The following is a 16,721-nucleotide window of genomic DNA, read 5'->3' on the forward strand; positions in this document are numbered from 1 at the left end:
GCCCATCGCCAGCCACTGTTTTCCTCCATGGGCCTTGTGAAAACTGGAGACCACTATGACGAACTTCATCAAGAACTTCTGGATGGACGAAGAAGGCGCTACTGCGATTGAGTATGGGCTGATTGCAGGATTGATTGCCGTAGCGATTATTGCGGCTGCTACCGCAGTTGGTGGCAACCTGAACAATCTCTTCTGCTCCGTCGTTACCGCGCTCAGTGGTATTCCTGGCGTCACTGCCGCTGCGGCAACTTGCACTCCCGTATGACCACCACCGGGCTCCTTTCCAGCATCCTGCTGCTATGGCTGATCGCCATAGCAGCCATGGATCTGCGCAGCCGCAAGGTACGCAACTGGATGGTACTGCTGGGCCTGGTGACAGGCGCAGTGGCACTGTTCAGCGGCGTTCAACCGTTCTGGGTAGAACCCTGGGGTGGCCTGATTGGCTCGGTCGCGGCATTTGCCGTACTGCTGCCGTTCTATGCGCTGCGCTGGATGGGGGCCGGAGATGTCAAATTCGCCGCTGTGATAGGCCTGTGGTTTGGTCTTTCGCCATACCTGCTGGTCATCTGGCTTGGCGGCAGCCTGCTCGCCGGACTGCACGGCATGGCGGTGCTGGCATGGCGTCGCCTACAGACCAGCGGCTACGGCAGCTGGCTGCAGGCCCATCTGCCTGCACCACTGGCCGCCAGCATGGTGCCTGCAACCACAGTCCCCATCACAGCTGCAGACGGAAAGCACGCCATTCAGCGCAGCATTCCCTATGCGGGCTATATGGCGATTGCCGCCATCTGGGTGGTGCTGCGCACCGGCCCCAGCCTGGCGAACTGAGGACTTCGCAATGCCCACTGCTCTCCCACACCCTCCTCCCAACCCAGGCACCCCGGGTGCTTGGCCCTGGAATCTGCGAGGCGCGCAGCCAGCGCCGCAGTTCCCAAAGCCAAGCATCTGCTGCACCACAGCAATGCAGAGCCCACCACAAGCAAATCATCAGGAGCACACACGATGAACCTCACCAAGATACTTGCTGGCTTGCTGCTGGTGCTTGCCATTGGCCTGGGGGTGGCTGCCTGGATGCTGGGCCGCCAGCCAGCCCGCCCGGTACAGACACCCAACGCATCAACCGTGCAGGCACCGGCGGCGCCATCTGCAACCTACGACGTAGTCGTGGCGGCCAAGGCAGTGCCTGCGGGCCAACGCCTGACCGCAGATGATGTGAAACTGGCCCAACTGCCTGCCGCTGTCGCCAACAGCTTTGCCAGCACGGCACCCGTGGTAGGCCGCACCACGGTCGTGGCACTGCCTGCCGATGCCCCCCTGTTCGAACAGCACCTGCTCAGCGGCCTGGCCCTGCAGATCGAAGCCGGCCAGCGCGCCGTATCGATTGCCGTCAAAGAACCCATGGCTGCAGGCAACCATGTACGCCCCGGTGATTTTGTCGACGTGTTCTTTACCCTTGACGGCAAGAACGACCAGGCAGACGTGGACACCCAGACCCGCCTGCTGATGGCCCGCAGCCGGGTGCTGGCATATGGCGCCGCCAGCGTGGAAAACCCATCGCCGACCGCCGCACAACGCCAGGCCCAGCAAGACAGTGATAGCAGTACCCGCCGCGGCAACACAAACGCAGCACCGCCTGCCCCCGCAAATACCGCCGTGCTGGCAGTACCGCTGGAAGATGTCGAGCGCCTGACCCTGGCCGAGAAATACGGCCACCTCACCCTCGCCCTGCGCCACCCGGATGACACCACGGTGCCCAACCCAGCCTTGTTCGCCACATTGCCTACGGTACTGCAGCCGGTGGCCGGTAAATTGAAAAAGGACGAGACCCTGCAAGCTGCAGACCGATCCTTTGCGGGCCTGCGCTTCAAGGATCTGGCAGTTGGAGCGTCAGCCAGAAACGAGCGCCGCGCCTCGCAGCCCGCCACCACCAGAACGGCGTCCACCTCAGCAGTTCCTCGCACCCAGGCGGTCGAGGTGTACCAGGGCGCTGCGGTACAGACAGTGAACTATTGATTGAAAAGGAATATGCCGTGAACGCCCATCACGCCCATGCATGAAACGCAAACAGCTATTCATTGAAGAGTGATCGAGAACAACAAAGCCTGCATTGCTCCAGGCAGGAGGCCAGCAATATGACCCCTACTACGCACCCGCACGCCGCTAAGCTCCACCTGATCACCAGTTTGATCGGAGTGGGCCTGGGCACATTCGCACAACCCGCAGCGGCACAAACGCCCGCTGTTGAAGCCATGCGAGCCGATCCAGGCAGACCTGACACGCAGGGCGATCGTGGCACGCCGCTGGAATTGACTGTGGGCAAGCAACACCTGCTGCCCCATGGTGCAGCGGTGGCGCGTATTGCCGTCGGTGATCCCAATGTGCTGGACGTCAAGGTGCTGCGCGATCTGAACAGCGCCTCGCCCGGTGCAAAAGGCACTCCCGAACTCTTGCTCACGCCCAAGGCACCGGGCCAGACCACACTCGTCATCTGGCCTGCCAAGGGCGAGCCGCAGCACTGGCTGGTGCGCGTGAACAACCCGCGACTGTTATTGGAAAGGCGCCTATCCAGCCTTCCCGAGCATGCCCAGGCAGTCGCCGTTGCCAGCGCTGGCGCCCCCAAGGGAGCGTTCCTTGAGGACCGCTCGCAGATTGAGGTGACCAGCAACACCGTACAGGTCGATGTACAGGTGGTGGAATTCAAGAAGAACGCGCTGCGCCGCGCCGGTGTGAATCTGCAAAGCGGCGGGCCCAACAACCACGGTTTCCAGTTCGGCGTGTTCACGCCGGGCAGTGGCAGCGGCGGTAGCAGCAATGGCGGCAGCAATGGCAACGGAGGCAGCACAGGTGGATCGGGATCCGATTCCGGCACAGGCACAGGCTCGGGGTCAGGCGGAACATCAGCCATTGCCAGTGCGATGAATCTGGTGCTGGGTTTTGGCAAGGCGTTCAGCGGCGCCGGAATTACTGCGCAACTGGGTTTTCTCGAAGGCAATGGCCTGGCCCGCGTATTGGCCAAACCAACGCTGGTGGCACATACAGGCCAGAGCGCAAGTTTTCTGGCTGGTGGTGAAATCCCGATCCCGGTACCCAGCAGCGCCAGCAACAACATATCCATTCAGTACAAGGAATTTGGCGTCAAGCTGCAACTGACGCCCACCATCCTGTCCGATGAACGCATTGCACTCAAGGTTGCGCCCGAAGCCAGCGATCTGGACTACTCCAATGGAGTCACGATCAGTGGCATCACGGTGCCTGCACTGCGCACACGCCGTGCAGACACGATGGTCGAACTGGCAGACGGCGAGAGCTTTGTCATTGGCGGACTCGTCAGCCGCAACACCATGTCCAGCGTCAGCAAGGTGCCGCTGCTGGGCGATCTGCCGATTCTGGGCGCATTCTTCAAGAACCTGAACTACACGCAGGATGAAACGGAACTGGTGATCATCGTCACACCGCGGCTCGTTCAACCCCTGCCGGCCAATACCAATCTGGAGGCAATGCTGCCAGGCGTCAGCTCCGAACAACGCAATGCCCGCAACGTGTGGGCCCCCTACATGCTGGGCACGCCGCCGGGCAGCGCCGCATTGCCGGGCTTTTCGTACTGATGCCATGAACAGCGAATCCCTTGCCCCCACTCCGGTTGCGGCACCCGCCGCAACACCGTCACTGGCCGACTTGTTGTCAGTGCGGCCACCTGCGCAGCAGGACACAGGTGCGGATGTCGTGTCCATGCCATTTCTGCGCAGCAACCCGGAGCATTTCTCCTCAATAGGCACAACATCCCCTGGCGGATCGGTGGACACACGCCACGACGGCAGCCTGACAGCACCTGCGCCGCCCGCGGGAACATCACAACGCGTGCCATTGGTACTGGTGCATGGCAATGGCAGCGATGGTGCGTTGGTACAGACGTGGATGCACCGCGTGCTCAACGGCAGCGAGCTGTATGGAATGCGTTTCCAGGACAACCTCTTTGACGCCGTGCACCGCCAGCAACCCCAGGCGATACTGATCCAGTTCATTCCCGGTGCCATGGAACCGGCCGTGGCTATGGCATCGCAGCTGCAGACAGTCTTTCCACATATTCCGCGCATTGCCGTGGGACGCGCCAATGATTCGCAATGCATGCTGGCGGCGCTGCGGTGCGGCGTGCAGGATTTTCTTGATATGGATGGCCCGCTGGATACCGCCCAGCAGACCATTGCGCACCTGCTCAGCCAGCCGCCGGTGATGGAGCCCAACCGCCATCAGGCGCCGGTGACGGCCCTGCTGTCGGCGCGCGCTGGCCTGGGCTGCAGCCTGGCAGCCAGCCATCTGGCCTGGTACCTCCAGCAGCACCTGGCAGCCCACATGCCGCACACGGGCCTTGCCAGCGACGACCCAGAGAGCCTGGCCTGTCTACTGATCGAAATGGGGTCTCCAGGCGGCGACTGTGCCATCTATCTGAACACCCCGGGTGAGTTCAGCTTTGGCGATGCAGTCAGCCAGCATCGGCGCATGGACAGGCGTATGGCACAAAGCGCGCTGGCTCGCCACGACAGCGGCCTGCGCCTGTTGACGCAGCCTCGCCCGATACATGCGGTAGCGGCAGCCGACGTGGATGCCCTGTTGTCACGCCTGGGCCAGTATTTTGAACATATCGTGCTCGACCTCGGCGCTGTGGCATCGCCCCAGCTTGCGATGGAAATACTGCCCAAGGCCAGTGACATCTGGCTGTTGTGCGACCAGAGCGTAGCCAGCATGGTGTGGACGACCGAACTGCTCAAGCAACTCGAAAATCACCAGATCGACCGCGATCGCCTGCAACTGATCGTGAGCAGGCATGACCCGCGCCTGGAGATGAGCGCGCAGCAGATGTCAAAGCAACTGCAATTGCCGTTGCTGGGAGTCATTCCAGAGCGACGCCGTGAGCTGGCCCAGGTCGTCAATCTGGGCGCCCTGCTGCCGCTGCAGCCCAGACGTGAGCCTTATGTACAAGCCCTTGATGGTTTGCTGCGCCGGTTGCTGGCTGCAAACCATCCAGCAACGGCTCCGCACGCATCCGCCCCATCCAGCCCCTGGGCTGCGTGGTTGCAACGTTTGAAGAAACACTGAGCAGCCCATGACACCCACTGCATTCCCCTCTACAGCAGCACCCGCCGCCGTCAGCGAGTTTGAGGGCAGCGCCCTGTTTGCCGATCTGAAGAACAGTGCCTATGAACATCTGCTCAGCCGGATCGAGGAACTGGGCGCTGAATTTGGCCGTTGGTCGCCAGCTGCGATTGCGCAGTTTGTCTCTCTGGAACTCGACAGCTACATACGCCTGCACGCCGTGCCTGTGAACGAGGTCGAAGCGCAACTGGTGGCCCACGCACTGACCCGCGAGCTGACTGGCCTTGGCCCCTTGCAGCCACTGCTGGAGGACCCGCGCGTGGAAGACATCCTGATCAATGGATCGGAGGTGATCTACGTATCGCGCGGCGGCATTCTGCAACGGGAGCCTTCGCACTTCAAGGACGATGAGCATGTACTGCGCATCGTGCGGCGCATTCTGGCGCCTTTGGGCCGCCGTCTGGACGAATCCAGCCCCATGGTGGACGCACGCCTGCCTGAGGGCGGTCGCATCAATGTCATCATTGCGCCCCTGGCCATCGACGGGCCGTCCGTGTCCATCCGCAAGTTCCGCAAGGACCCTCTGACCCCCAAGGAGCTGGTGCGTCTGGGCACCTTCAACGAAGACATCTGTCGCATCCTGGAGATGGCAGTACAGGCGCGCTGCAATATTCTGGTGAGTGGCGGCACCAGCTCCGGCAAGACATCGCTGCTCAACGCGCTGGCACATTTCATCCCGAGCAGTGAGCGGATCGTGACCATCGAGGACACGGCCGAGCTCTCTTTGAACCACACCCATGTGGTCCGGCTGGAAAGTCGCCCAGGCAGCTTTGACGGCAGCGGCCATGTCAGCATTCGCGATCTGCTCATCAACAGCCTGCGCATGCGCCCGGACCGCATCATCGTGGGTGAAGTGCGCAGTGGTGAAGTGCTGGAATTGCTGCAGGCCATGAATACAGGGCATGACGGATCCATGGGAACGATCCATGCCAGCTCACCCCGCGAATGCCTGTACCGTGCAGAAATGCTGGCCGGGTTTGCCGGATTTCAGGGCAGCGAGGTGAGCCTGCGCCGTCAGATCGCCAACGCCGTGGATTTCATCGTACAGATTGGACGCCTGTCCAACGGCAGGCGACGCCTGCTGTCATTGACCGAAGTAACGGGCATGACCGACAACGTCATCGCCATGCAGGAGCTGTACCGCTATGAGCCGCAGATGGGTGCCGATGGCCAGGAAATCGACAACTGGACATCCATGGGCATCTCTCCCCATTCACCCAAGCTGTTGACCTGGTGGCGCTCGCAGCAGCAGACAGGGAGCACGCGATGACATCCTTGGCGCCTGCCATCCTGGTCCTGGCTGCGCTGGCCTGCATTCTGCTGGCATTGGCCCTGTGGCTGTTTGCACGCGCACGCAGTGGTGAAAATCGCAAGGCCCTGCACGACAATCTGCAGCGCAACCTGGATATTCAGCGAGAGATGCAGGTTGCTCCGCTGGCAATGCCCCTGCCCGGCCATACTCCCGGCATGACTGCGAGCGCCAGACCGAAGGAATCTTCTGTCTGGCAGAAACTGGAAGACTTTCTGGGCTATGAGGCCTGGGGGATTGCGCCACGCACCCTCATGCTGATGGCCTGCATCGGAGTCGCTCTCTCCGTGCTGATGGCGTTGCGTGGCGGTTTGGCCATGGGCGCCTTGGTTCTACTGGTACTGGTGCTGCTTGCCTGCTTTGGCATTGCCATGCGCCTGAGCCGTCGGCGCGCCAAGATGCTGTCACAGCTGCCCGCCTTTCTGGACAATGTGGTGCGCCTCATCTCCATCGGCAACTCCCCACATGCAGCATTCCAGTTTGCCTGCAACAACGTACCCGATCCATTGGGTGGTGCGCTGCAGCATGTCAGTGCCTCACTCAATATTTCGCCTGATCTCGGACAGGCCATGACCCAGCTGGAACGCACCTGGGGCCTGCCGGAGTTTGGTCTGCTCGCTGCTGTCTTTCGCATGAGCACCCGCTATGGTGGCCGCGCCGACCTGGTGCTGGAGCGCGTGTCGGCCTACATCCGCGACCGCCAATCCGCCGAGCGGGAGCTACGTGCCATGTCTACCGAGGTGCGGCTATCAGCCTGGATTCTGGCCCTGCTGCCCATCGTGGTCGGCACCATGATCATCGTGCTCAACGAAGGTTACTTCATGCGCATATGGAACGATCCTACCGGGAGCAAGCTGATATTTGTCGCCGGTGGTCTGCAAGTGTTTGGTTCTTTCCTGCTCTACAGGCTGGCCCGTCTGAAGTGATGACCATCATGCCCCAAGCCCATCATCTCTGCTGCTCTGCTGTCATTGCATCTGCGATGTGTGCCGACTCGGTCAAGGAGCGCCCATGAACTCGCAGCAGCTTTGGATCATGAGTCTGGCCCTCGCCTCGCTTGCCATCGGTCTGATGGCGGCGGGCCTGTTGTGGCGGATGCGGCGTTCGTCGCAAGCCCAGGCCCAGGTTGAACGGATTTTGCAGACGCGCCAGACCAGCACAGCAGGAACGCCGCCGTTTCCCATGCCTGGATTGAGCGCAACACCGGCCTCTGTCAACAGCCGACAAGACAACGAGACCGCCTCCGTCGCTGACAGCATTCGCCCTCCCGCCTGGCTGGAGACAGGCATTGCCAAAGCCCTGTTGGCGGAAGAGGACCGAAAGCTGCTTGACCAGGCAGGCTTTGATCTGGCGCGTGGCGGCTTTTTCTACGTGGCAAGCCGGGCGATTCTCTCCATCTGTTTGCCTGCGCTGGTTTTGCTGGTCTTGCAGCCTGCCGGCCTCAGGGCCCTGATATATGGATTTGTTGCATTTGCGCTCGGGTTGATGCTGCCCAAATGGATCATGCGCTCCAAAGCAGCCAAACGCCGGGAGCAAGTGGTGGAAGAGCTGCCCTTGTTCGTGGATCTTCTGAGGCTGCTGCAAGGCGTGGGCCTCAGCATCGACCAGAGCCTGCAGATTCTCGCGTCCGAATTCGGCAGCGTGCTGCGCGTCATCAGCGTCGAGCTGACGCTGGCAAACCGCCTGCACAGCTCTGGCAGGACGCGCGAGCAATCGTTACAGCGACTGTCTTACCTTGGAGCCGATGACGATATGAGTGCCGTGGTCAATTTGCTGGTGCAAGTAGATCGCCATGGCGGCGCAGTGCAGGAACCGCTCAAGGAGTTCAGCATTCGGCTGCGTGAAAAACGCCAGGCCAGCTTCAAGGAAAAGATTGGAACCATCACCGTCAAGATGACGGGAGTTATGGTACTCACCCTGCTGCCGGCCTTGCTCGTGATCACCGCAGGCCCTGGTTTTACGGCAGTCATCCGTTCACTTTCAGCCGTTGGAGGTCGATAAATGCCATACAACTGCCAACCATCCCCATACCGCTCACGGCATCGTTCCATTGCGATGGCCTGTGGCCTTCTGCTGCTGGCCGGCTGTGCCTCCAAACCGCCCCAAGGCTACGGCGTGACCGAAGCGGGTACCGCCGCACAAGCACAACAACAGATGGACAAAGCCGAGCAATCGACCCAAGTCGATTCGCAGCAGACCTATCTGAACCTGATCACGCAGATGCAACAGGCCAACCAGTGGTATGCATCTCTGGCGCATACCGATGCCTTTGAGCGCCAGTACAGCGCCACGCCACAGTTGCGTTTGCTCAAGGCAGATGCCTTGCGCAATACCGGCCAGCTACCGCAGGCCCAAGGCACGTACCAAAGTTTGCTCACCCACAACGATGCCGCCGTGGTTGCCCGAGCACGCCGCGGCCTGGGCCTGCTGTTTGCAAGCCAGGGCCAGCTTTCGGAGGCCATCACCCAACTCGAGCAAGCCCGTGCTCTGAACCCCATTGATGCAGATGTGCTGAGCGATCTGGCCTACGCACAAATGCTGGCTGGGCGGCTGGAGCAGGCACAGCTCCCCATCCTGCAAGCTGCGCAGCTGGCTCCCGCCAATGCCCGTGTTCAGTTGAACCTTGCCTTGTACTGGCTGGCCACCGGTGCGCATGACCAGGCGGCGCAATTGCTGCAGCGGCTGCAGCAGCCGCAGGCCAAGAATGTCCCTCCCCTCATCAATGCAACGTCCATACAGACCCTGCAGCAGCAGTTGGCGAACGTGCAACAGGCAATGGCCAGGCCTTCGCCTGCTGCGTCGCAACAACAAGGTCTGGCCGCGCCCCTCGCTTCCCAGGCAACGGCAAGCGCGACCATAGAAAAACAACCATAAGGAATACAAGCCATGCCCGCTCAATATCGCCCCTCCCAACGCCGCCTTCTCTCCAACGTCTGCCTGTCGGCTGCCACCGCAATGTGGCTGTCGCTCACAACAATCGGCGTACAGGCCCAGACCGGCACACTGCCCCCGTCCTCTCCCTCCCTGGAGGCGATCGAACTGACGGAGCAGGCAGCAAGCGCACGCAATACTTCCAGAACGCGCGAATCCTCCGTCGCCCTCTCTTCTGGCTACCAATACCGCAGCGATGTGGGCTATGCCACAGATAGTTTGCTGGACATGCAACGCAATGCCCTTGGAGAGCGGGCTCGCAATATTGATGCGGAACAGGCACGCCGCAGCTACGAGCGCTACCTCAAGAGCTTTGAGACCGAGATTCCGGAGCAGTTCGATACCGGGCTGGGTGTCAAGAAGCGCTGAGGCCTCCAAGGCGTGCAGCCCCATTGCGCAGAAGAAGACGCTATGCAGCAACCCACACAGACTTCCGGCTGGCCTGACCGCCGTACCACCGTACACCGCCAAAGCGGTGTATATGCGCTGGAGTGGGCGATCATCTTTCCAGTGTTCTTCATGCTGCTGTACGCCATCATCAGCTATGGGCTGGCATTTCTGGTGCGCGAGTCCATGCAGTTTGCCGCTGAGGATGGCGCCCGAGCTGCCCTGCGCTACCAGCCCAACCTGTCCACGCGCCTGACCACTGCCCAAGGCGTGGTTGTCGAAAGGCTCGGCTGGCTACCAAGTGCCCTGATCCCCCCCGCAAACAGCATCAACGTCCGTGTCTGCAGAGTTGGCAATCTGGACTACTGCCCCCAGGACCTGACCTGCGGTGTTGCAGTGACCGAGCGTTGCATGGTTCGCCTCGACTTCTCGATTCCCTACGGAACTTCGCCATTGGCCCCAGGCTTGCGCATGTTCGGCATGGACGTTCTCAATCCGTCAACCCTGTCGGCCAGTGCCAGCATCCTCGTCGATCATGGAGGGATGTGACATGGCCCGCTTCACACCTCGACCATTGCGTTCACCGTTGCACCAGGCAGGCGTGGCTGCGATCGAGTTTGCCCTCATTGCCATGCTGATGCTGCTGATGCTGCTGGGCTCTCTGGTGTACTGGCGTGTACTTCAGGCGCAGCAATCGGTGTCCAGGGCTACCGGTGACGGCGCTCGCATGGTACAGAACCTGATCTATGGCTCCTTGACTGCCTACGACATTACCCATGAAGCGCAAACGCATGCGATCCAGGCCGCAGCAGCCGATGTGATCAAGCGCAGTCTGCAAAACAGTGGCATTCCGGGCAATCCTCAACAAGCGACCTCCGTTACCTTGAGTGTCAACACCACGGAAGCACGCCTCGACGTCTCTTACCAGCTACCGCCCGTGTTTGGCAGCACAGGCGAACAGCCCCAACCAATCAGGCTGGGCGGATGGGCCGTGGTGGAGCCTGCGCGCCTCCAAGCCTCCTCCCTGGTCTCTTTCCAGCTGGATAGCAGGAGTACGCCATGACCGGCCATCAGAGAAAATCCCTGCCCCTTCCTCCCAAGGGCCAGAACGGCAGCATTCTGGTTCAGTTCGCGCTGATCCTGGGCGTCCTCATTGCCATTCTTGGCATCGTGGACGTAGGCTACATGTACTACGCAAAGCGGGATCTGCAGCGCATCGCCGACCTGGCAGCCCTTGAAGCCGTACGCGGCCTGGACTATGGAGTGGGCGGAGCAGCAAATTGCCAGCAAAAGGGCCGCAGCAGCATTCAGGACAATTGGCCTGCAGCGCTCGCCCCTGATGAAACCAATACAAGCATCACCTGCGGCAACTGGGACCCTCAAAAGCATGCGGCGCCTCTCCATTTTGGAGCCAACGGGCCCCTCAATGCCGCGCATGCATTCGTGCAAGGAACTTCCCCAATCTTGCTGCCTGGCCCCTGGAACCGCACCATCAGTGCAGAAGCGGTGGCCAAGTTCAATGAACCATTAGTCAACTTTTCGGTGGGCACAACGCTTCTCAATGTGGGTTGCAACCAGCAGCTGGCGCCGTTGGTACAGCTACTGAAAATCGTTGGTGTCGGAAACCCGTGCGTCTCTGCGGGAGGTTATGAAGGCCTGGTGGGGGCAAAAATTTCTGCCAGCGGCCTGCTCAAGGCCCTAGGCCTGCCGCTGGACACCAATCTGTCCGTGGTCGATCTCAACGACCTGCTCGCCGCGAAAAAAATTGCGCTGGGCGAACTGCTCAATACTGCACTGACCCTGGGAGGCCATACCGAGTTGCTGGCCCTGAATGCCGAAATACTGCGCCTGCTGGGCTTGCAGATGGGCATTGATGCCCTGAACCTCGAGATCCCACTGGGAAGTGGCCCAAATGGGCCGGGCATTTTTGCGGGAATTCATGCGCCTGACGGCACCACAGCATCCGCTCTGGATGTGCAATTGGACGTTCTGGATGTCGTCACGGCCGCTATCGGCGTGGGCACCTCGGGCCGAGGGGTTTCCATCCCAGGCCTTGGCATACAGATACCCGGCATCCTGCCGAATCTGCTGCAGGTCAAAGCCGGTGTCATCGAGCCCCCGTCTATCGGTCTAGGCGGGGTGGGTGCAACCGCCTACAACGCCCAGGTTCGGCTGTATGCAGATGTAGACACCAGCGGTGGAGTGTTGGGCGGTCTTTTGCAGCTTCTGGGTACAAGAATCAAGCTGCCCATATTCATCGACGTGACGCGCGCCAAAGCCACCGTGCAGGACATCAGTTGCAAAGTTCCGGGCAAAGACAGTACTGCAAGAATTCGGGTGGATGCGTCCATCGCCAATGCATGTATCGGCAAAGTCGCCGGAAACCCATTTTCCACACGCACACCGATCTGCGAAACCATCCAGAACGAAGACCTGGTCAGCGTTCTAGGGCTCATCAAGATCAACAATCACGTCAATGTTGATGCCCTCCAGAACACCTACACATCGCCAGATATGAAGGCTGGCGATTCATGGCGCACGAATGGCAACACCCTGAACCTGGGAACAACATTGTCCAACCTGGTCAGTGAGCTGCTGCGGCTGGTAGGCAACTTGCTGGGCTCCCCCAATGATTCACAGTGGACTCCTGCAGAAAATCTGCAAGCGGCCCAGACCATGGCGGACTACTATCTCGGTACAGGCCCTAACGCCTTGTCCGCCTTGCCCAAGGTGAACCTGGGAATCCATATTCCGGCCATTCCTGGTGCCTATGACACTGGTGCACTGGTCAATCGCCTCAGTGCAGACATCGACCGTTCGGGACAGGGATGCCTTCTTGGCATTCCTTTCCTCTGCTGGCAAACCAATGAATGGAAAACCTGGGGTGACAGCGTTGGACGCGTCGATGGCGGATTGCTGATCCCCAAATACATCGGCGGAGGCTCTTGCCTCACCAGCGCTGGCAACTCCTCCAGTGCTTTCAATCAATGCCTGAGAGACAAGCTGAGCGAGGAGCTCCTGAAGAAGCCCAGCAACAAACCCAAAAACTTCCTCCAGGTACTGCTTGCTCCTCTGCTGGATGTTCTCAAGGCAATTCTCGATCCTTTGGGGAACTTACTGGCAGGTCCTGTCCTGCGCGATCTGTTGGGAATCGAGTTGGGCCTCAATGATGTCAACGTGAAATCCGTGGGTTGCGGCAATGCGCAACTTGTCTACTGAGTAAAGAATCCTCTGGATACAAGCATGATAGAAATAGGAGAACCGAAATAGTGAATTCAAGCGATTTGGTCATCTACGTCTGGGAAGGCCAAGCCGATATTGCCGAACGCGTGGAACGCTGCATGCTCAATATGGATGTGCAGGTGGTTCGCGCCGACGGCTTGTCCACGTTCTCCAGCGTGCACGACGGCGGCAATGCAATAGCAGTCGTGAGCGTGTCGGTGCTCGAGGGTGCGCGCTTCACGCGCCAAGGCGTAGAAGGCAGCTATGGCGGCATGCCTGTGCTATGGGTCAGCTCCAGCCTGCGCGATACAAGCGCCGGCAGCTACGCCACCGAGTACTCGCATGTGCTTCCATTTGACTTCACCGGTGCAGAGCTGCGCGCCATGCTGATGCGCATTCTGCGCCGCCTGCAAAGCACGCAGCGGCAAGTCCAGCGTTCGGATGACATCATCGCCGTTGCGGACTGCATGCAACGCCTGCTGCACGATGCCGACACCTTTGCCGACTGTGAGCACAGCGTGCTGATCTTTGGCGAAACCGGTACAGGCAAGGAACGCATTGCCGAGCGGTTGCATGAGCGCAATGCACACTACGGCCAGGGACCATTCATTGTCGTCAACTGCGGGGCGATTCCTGACGGCCTGTTCGAGTCACTTTTCTTTGGCCACGCAAAAGGCTCGTTCACCGGCGCTGTAACCGCACACAAAGGCTTCTTTGAACAGGCCAATGGCGGCACCTTGTTTCTCGATGAAATTGCCGATCTACCGCTTTACCAGCAAGTCAAATTGCTGCGAGTGCTGGAAGAGCGCACGGTCACCCGTCTGGGCTCTGCATCACCAGTCCGACTCGACTTCCGTCTGGTAGCGGCCACCAACAAGTCTTTGCGCAATCTGGTGCATGAAGGAAAGTTCAGGGCCGATCTGTTCTTTCGCCTGGCTGTGATCGAACTGCAAATCCCCAGTCTCGAAGAGCGTGGAGAGGCCGACAAGCTGGCTATTTTTCACTCCATATTGCGCAATGTGGTGGGCAAGGAACGAATGGAACAGCTGGGTGAGCCACCATTTTTCATCATGGACATGATTGCCCAGATGTACTTTCCCGGTAACGTACGCGAACTGCGCAATCTGACAGAGCGCATTGGCGTCGCCGCAAGGCAGACCCAGAACTGGCTGGCCAATGGTGCAACCGAGCGAATCCTGCGGCAGGCCCAGAGCCTGGCCGCAACCACCTTTCCGGCCGAGATCGAAGAGGCCGAGCCATTGATCGCGGATCGCAGCAACTGGGACCAGGAAGAGCGCAACCGTGTTATCGCAGCCTTGAACGCCAATGACTGGAAACGGCTCCAGACCGCCCAGCAGCTGGGTATCAGCCGCAAGGTGCTTTGGGAAAAAATGCGCAAATACCAGATCAGCGACGGCGAACCCGAAGTGCCGGTATCCGCGCCGGCACCACTTGGCCACTTCTAACTATCCGGCTCATGGCGCGCGCTCGTCGGTGCGCCTGCAGCCAACAAGAAAGCATACCCCTCTCGCATGCCTAGCCAACCTTTGATCGTCTTTGTGGGCGCTGTCTACCCAAGCCAATATAGCCTGCTGTGCAGTTACCTGCGCAGCCAGAAAATGGCTGACGCATGGTTCATGACAACGCCAGGCCACAAAACCAAGCATGAAGCACAATGTGATCATCTATTGTCCTTCCAACCCGATGGCAAGATTGTTGGGCCACAAAGCTACTACTACTCCAGCAAAGTGGAGCGTTCAGCCCGCATTTGCCGCGGTGTTCTTGCAGCGCTGAAGGATTTTGAAAAAAAGCAGGGACGCAAAATCGATCTGGTCGTTGCCCACTCATTGTGGGGCGCTCCCAATTGGCTCTACGGTGAAATCGACGCTGCGGTCATCAGCTATATCGAATTTCCAAGCTATCTGGCGCATGGTTGGGATGCCGCCTATCCCCCCGATGCAGCCCAACGCCAGAGTGATCGCAATACGGAAATGCTACATTTTCACCAAGTGCTGTGCAGTGATCTAACCATTGTTCCAAGTGCACATGCGCGCTCCATGTTTCCCGCTCTGTTGCAGGACCGCATTGCAGTGCAATTTGAAGGCTTTGATATTGAAGCTCCACCGCATGCGAGCACAGCGCCATCTTCCAACAAGCAGGTATTCACCATTGCCTTCTCGGCGCGCGATCTGTCCAGCGCCAAAGGACTGGAAACCTATGTAAGGCTGGTGGATCGGATGGTTCGCGAAGGGAACGTAAGCAATACGCGCTTTCTGGCCATTGGCGATCCAACGGCTGCCACCTACGGGTATGAACAGCAATGGGTGGAGCGCAAATACCAGGGAAAGGTAACGAGCTTCCGGGACCACTTGTTGAAAGTCTATCCGGCAGCCGAGGTGATCGAGTTCCCCGGGCGCCTGCCTTATGCCGAGTTTGCACAGATGCTCAGCAGTGTTGATCTGTTCCTGTATCCATTGCGGTATGGTGTAGCCAACTGGGGACTGATGGAAATCCTGGCGCGTGGCGGTTGCGTGATTGGCTCCAACTGGGGCTTCATTCCCGAGTTGATACAGAACGATGTCAACGGCCTCCTCCTGCCAGACAACGACGACAGTTGGATCACTGCCATACAGCAGTTACGAGCAGATCCTGCAAGGCGCGCGCGTTACGCCCAAGCCGCCATAGAAACCGGCAAACGCTACCACATCTCTGCTGTGGCTCCTCGCTATCTCTCCTTGTTCGAGCGAGCCATGGCGCAGAAGCGAGCCCCCTTGCTCTGATCTAAAAGCACGCCTTATGGCTCTTTATGGCTTCAGCAAGGCCAACTCTTGCGCTGTCAACCAGCGCCATTGGCCTGGCTGCAGGTCTTCCGGCAAATGCAAACCGCCGATCTGGGAACGATGCAATCCTTCCACACGATTTCCAACCGCAGCCAGCATGCGTTTGACCTGGTGGTACTTCCCCTCCGTCAAGGTCAGGCTCAAGGCATTGTCTCCCATGCTGACACAAGCCGCCGCCTTGACTGGCTTGGGGTCATCATCCAGTACTACCCCTTCCAGCAATCTATCAATCTGCTGCTGGGTTACCGCATGCTTGGCAACTACCTGGTACACCTTGGGCACGTGCTTCTTCGGAGAACTCATGCGATGAATGAACTGGCCATCATCACTCAGAAGCAGCATGCCCGTCGTGTCTTGATCGAGACGCCCCACCGCCTGCACACCTTGAATGGCATTCTTATTGGGGCGATTACGCAGCGGCGCTGGCAACAAGGTATAGATACTTGGATAGGACGATGGCTTTTGCGAGCATTCCGTTCCAGCAGGCTTGTTCAGCAGAACATAGCCTAACGCATGGTATTCCCACTCCACGCCTTGGACCTTGAAGCGCAGGCCCTCTGGCTCTACTTCTGCAGTCGAATCCGTCACCTGCAGCCACTCTCCGGTATCGCGACTCCATAACTGCACCCAACCTTGCTGTACCAGACCCGAACACACACGGCGAATTCCAAAGCCTTGCGAGTACAACATATCTTGCAACTGCATATCAAACCCTTTTGAACCATGCAACAAGCATAGCAAGCAATAAAAGCAAAACCCCCGCAGTCGAAGACTGAGGGGGTTTAGGAATAAAAGCCTGACGATGACCTACTTTCACACGGGAATCCGCACTATCATCGGCGCGAAGTCGTTTCACTGTCCTGTTCGGGATGGGAAGGAGT

The 16,721-nt window shown here is 59.5% G+C and carries 16 protein-coding genes and 1 rRNA gene; 15 read left to right on the plus strand and 2 right to left on the minus strand.

Annotation, left to right across the window (positions count from 1 at the left end):
- Positions 1–55: 55 nt before the first annotated feature.
- The 15 genes from ABIE32_RS16705 (at position 56) to ABIE32_RS16775 (ending at position 15,780) form a co-directional block, all read left to right on the plus strand.
- Positions 56–265 carry a Flp family type IVb pilin gene (locus ABIE32_RS16705; RefSeq protein WP_224149390.1) on the plus strand — a complete coding sequence of 70 codons (210 nt, stop codon included), beginning with the start codon at positions 56–58 and terminating at the stop codon, positions 263–265.
- Positions 262–828: an A24 family peptidase gene (locus ABIE32_RS16710; RefSeq protein ID WP_429017794.1), complete on the plus strand. Its 567-nt coding sequence runs from the start codon at positions 262–264 to the stop codon at positions 826–828. Before ABIE32_RS16705 ends, ABIE32_RS16710 begins: the two co-directional genes overlap by 4 nt.
- 174 nt (positions 829–1,002) lie before the next feature.
- Entirely contained in the window at positions 1,003–2,013 is a 1,011-nt protein-coding gene (gene cpaB / locus ABIE32_RS16715; RefSeq protein WP_429017795.1) for a Flp pilus assembly protein CpaB, read from the plus strand.
- Positions 2,014–2,132: 119 nt separating this feature from the next.
- Positions 2,133–3,605, plus strand: a complete 1,473-nt coding sequence (locus ABIE32_RS16720; RefSeq protein WP_429017796.1) for a type II and III secretion system protein family protein — start codon at positions 2,133–2,135, stop codon at positions 3,603–3,605.
- A 4-nt stretch (positions 3,606–3,609) separates the two neighbouring features.
- Positions 3,610–5,094, plus strand: coding sequence for an AAA family ATPase (locus tag ABIE32_RS16725; protein ID WP_429017798.1), 1,485 nt, complete (start codon positions 3,610–3,612; stop codon positions 5,092–5,094).
- A gap of 7 nt (positions 5,095–5,101) precedes the next feature.
- The gene (locus tag ABIE32_RS16730) at positions 5,102–6,421 is read left to right on the plus strand and encodes a CpaF family protein (RefSeq protein WP_429017799.1); all 1,320 of its coding nucleotides are present in this window, start codon (positions 5,102–5,104) and stop codon (positions 6,419–6,421) included.
- Complete coding sequence (locus tag ABIE32_RS16735) at positions 6,418–7,386, plus strand: type II secretion system F family protein (RefSeq protein ID WP_429017801.1); 969 nt, start codon at positions 6,418–6,420, stop codon at positions 7,384–7,386. Before ABIE32_RS16730 ends, ABIE32_RS16735 begins: the two co-directional genes overlap by 4 nt.
- An 85-nt stretch (positions 7,387–7,471) precedes the next feature.
- Positions 7,472–8,461, plus strand: coding sequence for a type II secretion system F family protein (locus ABIE32_RS16740; RefSeq protein WP_429017802.1), 990 nt, complete (start codon positions 7,472–7,474; stop codon positions 8,459–8,461).
- Positions 8,462–9,334 (plus strand): tetratricopeptide repeat protein, encoded by an 873-nt coding sequence (locus ABIE32_RS16745; RefSeq protein WP_429017804.1) that lies wholly within the window; start codon positions 8,462–8,464, stop codon positions 9,332–9,334.
- A 12-nt stretch (positions 9,335–9,346) separates the two neighbouring features.
- On the plus strand, positions 9,347–9,760 hold the full coding sequence (locus ABIE32_RS16750; RefSeq protein WP_429017806.1) for a DUF3613 domain-containing protein: 414 nt from the start codon (positions 9,347–9,349) through the stop codon (positions 9,758–9,760).
- Between the two features lie 42 nt (positions 9,761–9,802).
- Positions 9,803–10,327: a TadE/TadG family type IV pilus assembly protein gene (locus ABIE32_RS16755; protein ID WP_429017808.1), complete on the plus strand. Its 525-nt coding sequence runs from the start codon at positions 9,803–9,805 to the stop codon at positions 10,325–10,327.
- Position 10,328: 1 nt separating this feature from the next.
- Positions 10,329–10,841: a TadE/TadG family type IV pilus assembly protein gene (locus ABIE32_RS16760; RefSeq protein ID WP_429017809.1), complete on the plus strand. Its 513-nt coding sequence runs from the start codon at positions 10,329–10,331 to the stop codon at positions 10,839–10,841.
- On the plus strand, positions 10,838–12,997 hold the full coding sequence (locus ABIE32_RS16765) for a pilus assembly protein TadG-related protein (RefSeq protein ID WP_429017811.1): 2,160 nt from the start codon (positions 10,838–10,840) through the stop codon (positions 12,995–12,997). Before ABIE32_RS16760 ends, ABIE32_RS16765 begins: the two co-directional genes overlap by 4 nt.
- A 50-nt stretch (positions 12,998–13,047) precedes the next feature.
- Positions 13,048–14,466, plus strand: a complete 1,419-nt coding sequence (locus ABIE32_RS16770; RefSeq protein ID WP_224149402.1) for a sigma 54-interacting transcriptional regulator — start codon at positions 13,048–13,050, stop codon at positions 14,464–14,466.
- A gap of 66 nt (positions 14,467–14,532) precedes the next feature.
- Positions 14,533–15,780, plus strand: coding sequence for a glycosyltransferase (locus ABIE32_RS16775; RefSeq protein ID WP_429017812.1), 1,248 nt, complete (start codon positions 14,533–14,535; stop codon positions 15,778–15,780).
- A gap of 24 nt (positions 15,781–15,804) precedes the next feature.
- Here ABIE32_RS16775 and ABIE32_RS16780 read toward each other — a convergent pair whose 3' ends face one another.
- Both ABIE32_RS16780 and rrf read right to left on the minus strand, forming a co-directional pair.
- Positions 15,805–16,545, minus strand: coding sequence for a 16S rRNA pseudouridine(516) synthase (locus ABIE32_RS16780; protein WP_429017814.1), 741 nt, complete (start codon positions 16,543–16,545; stop codon positions 15,805–15,807).
- A gap of 89 nt (positions 16,546–16,634) precedes the next feature.
- A 5S ribosomal RNA gene (rrf, locus tag ABIE32_RS16785) occupies positions 16,635–16,721 on the minus strand; the annotation flags it as partial.

It is taken from the genome of Comamonas sp. 4034, assembly GCF_050434545.1.
GTDB lineage: Bacteria > Pseudomonadota > Gammaproteobacteria > Burkholderiales > Burkholderiaceae_C > Comamonas > Comamonas odontotermitis.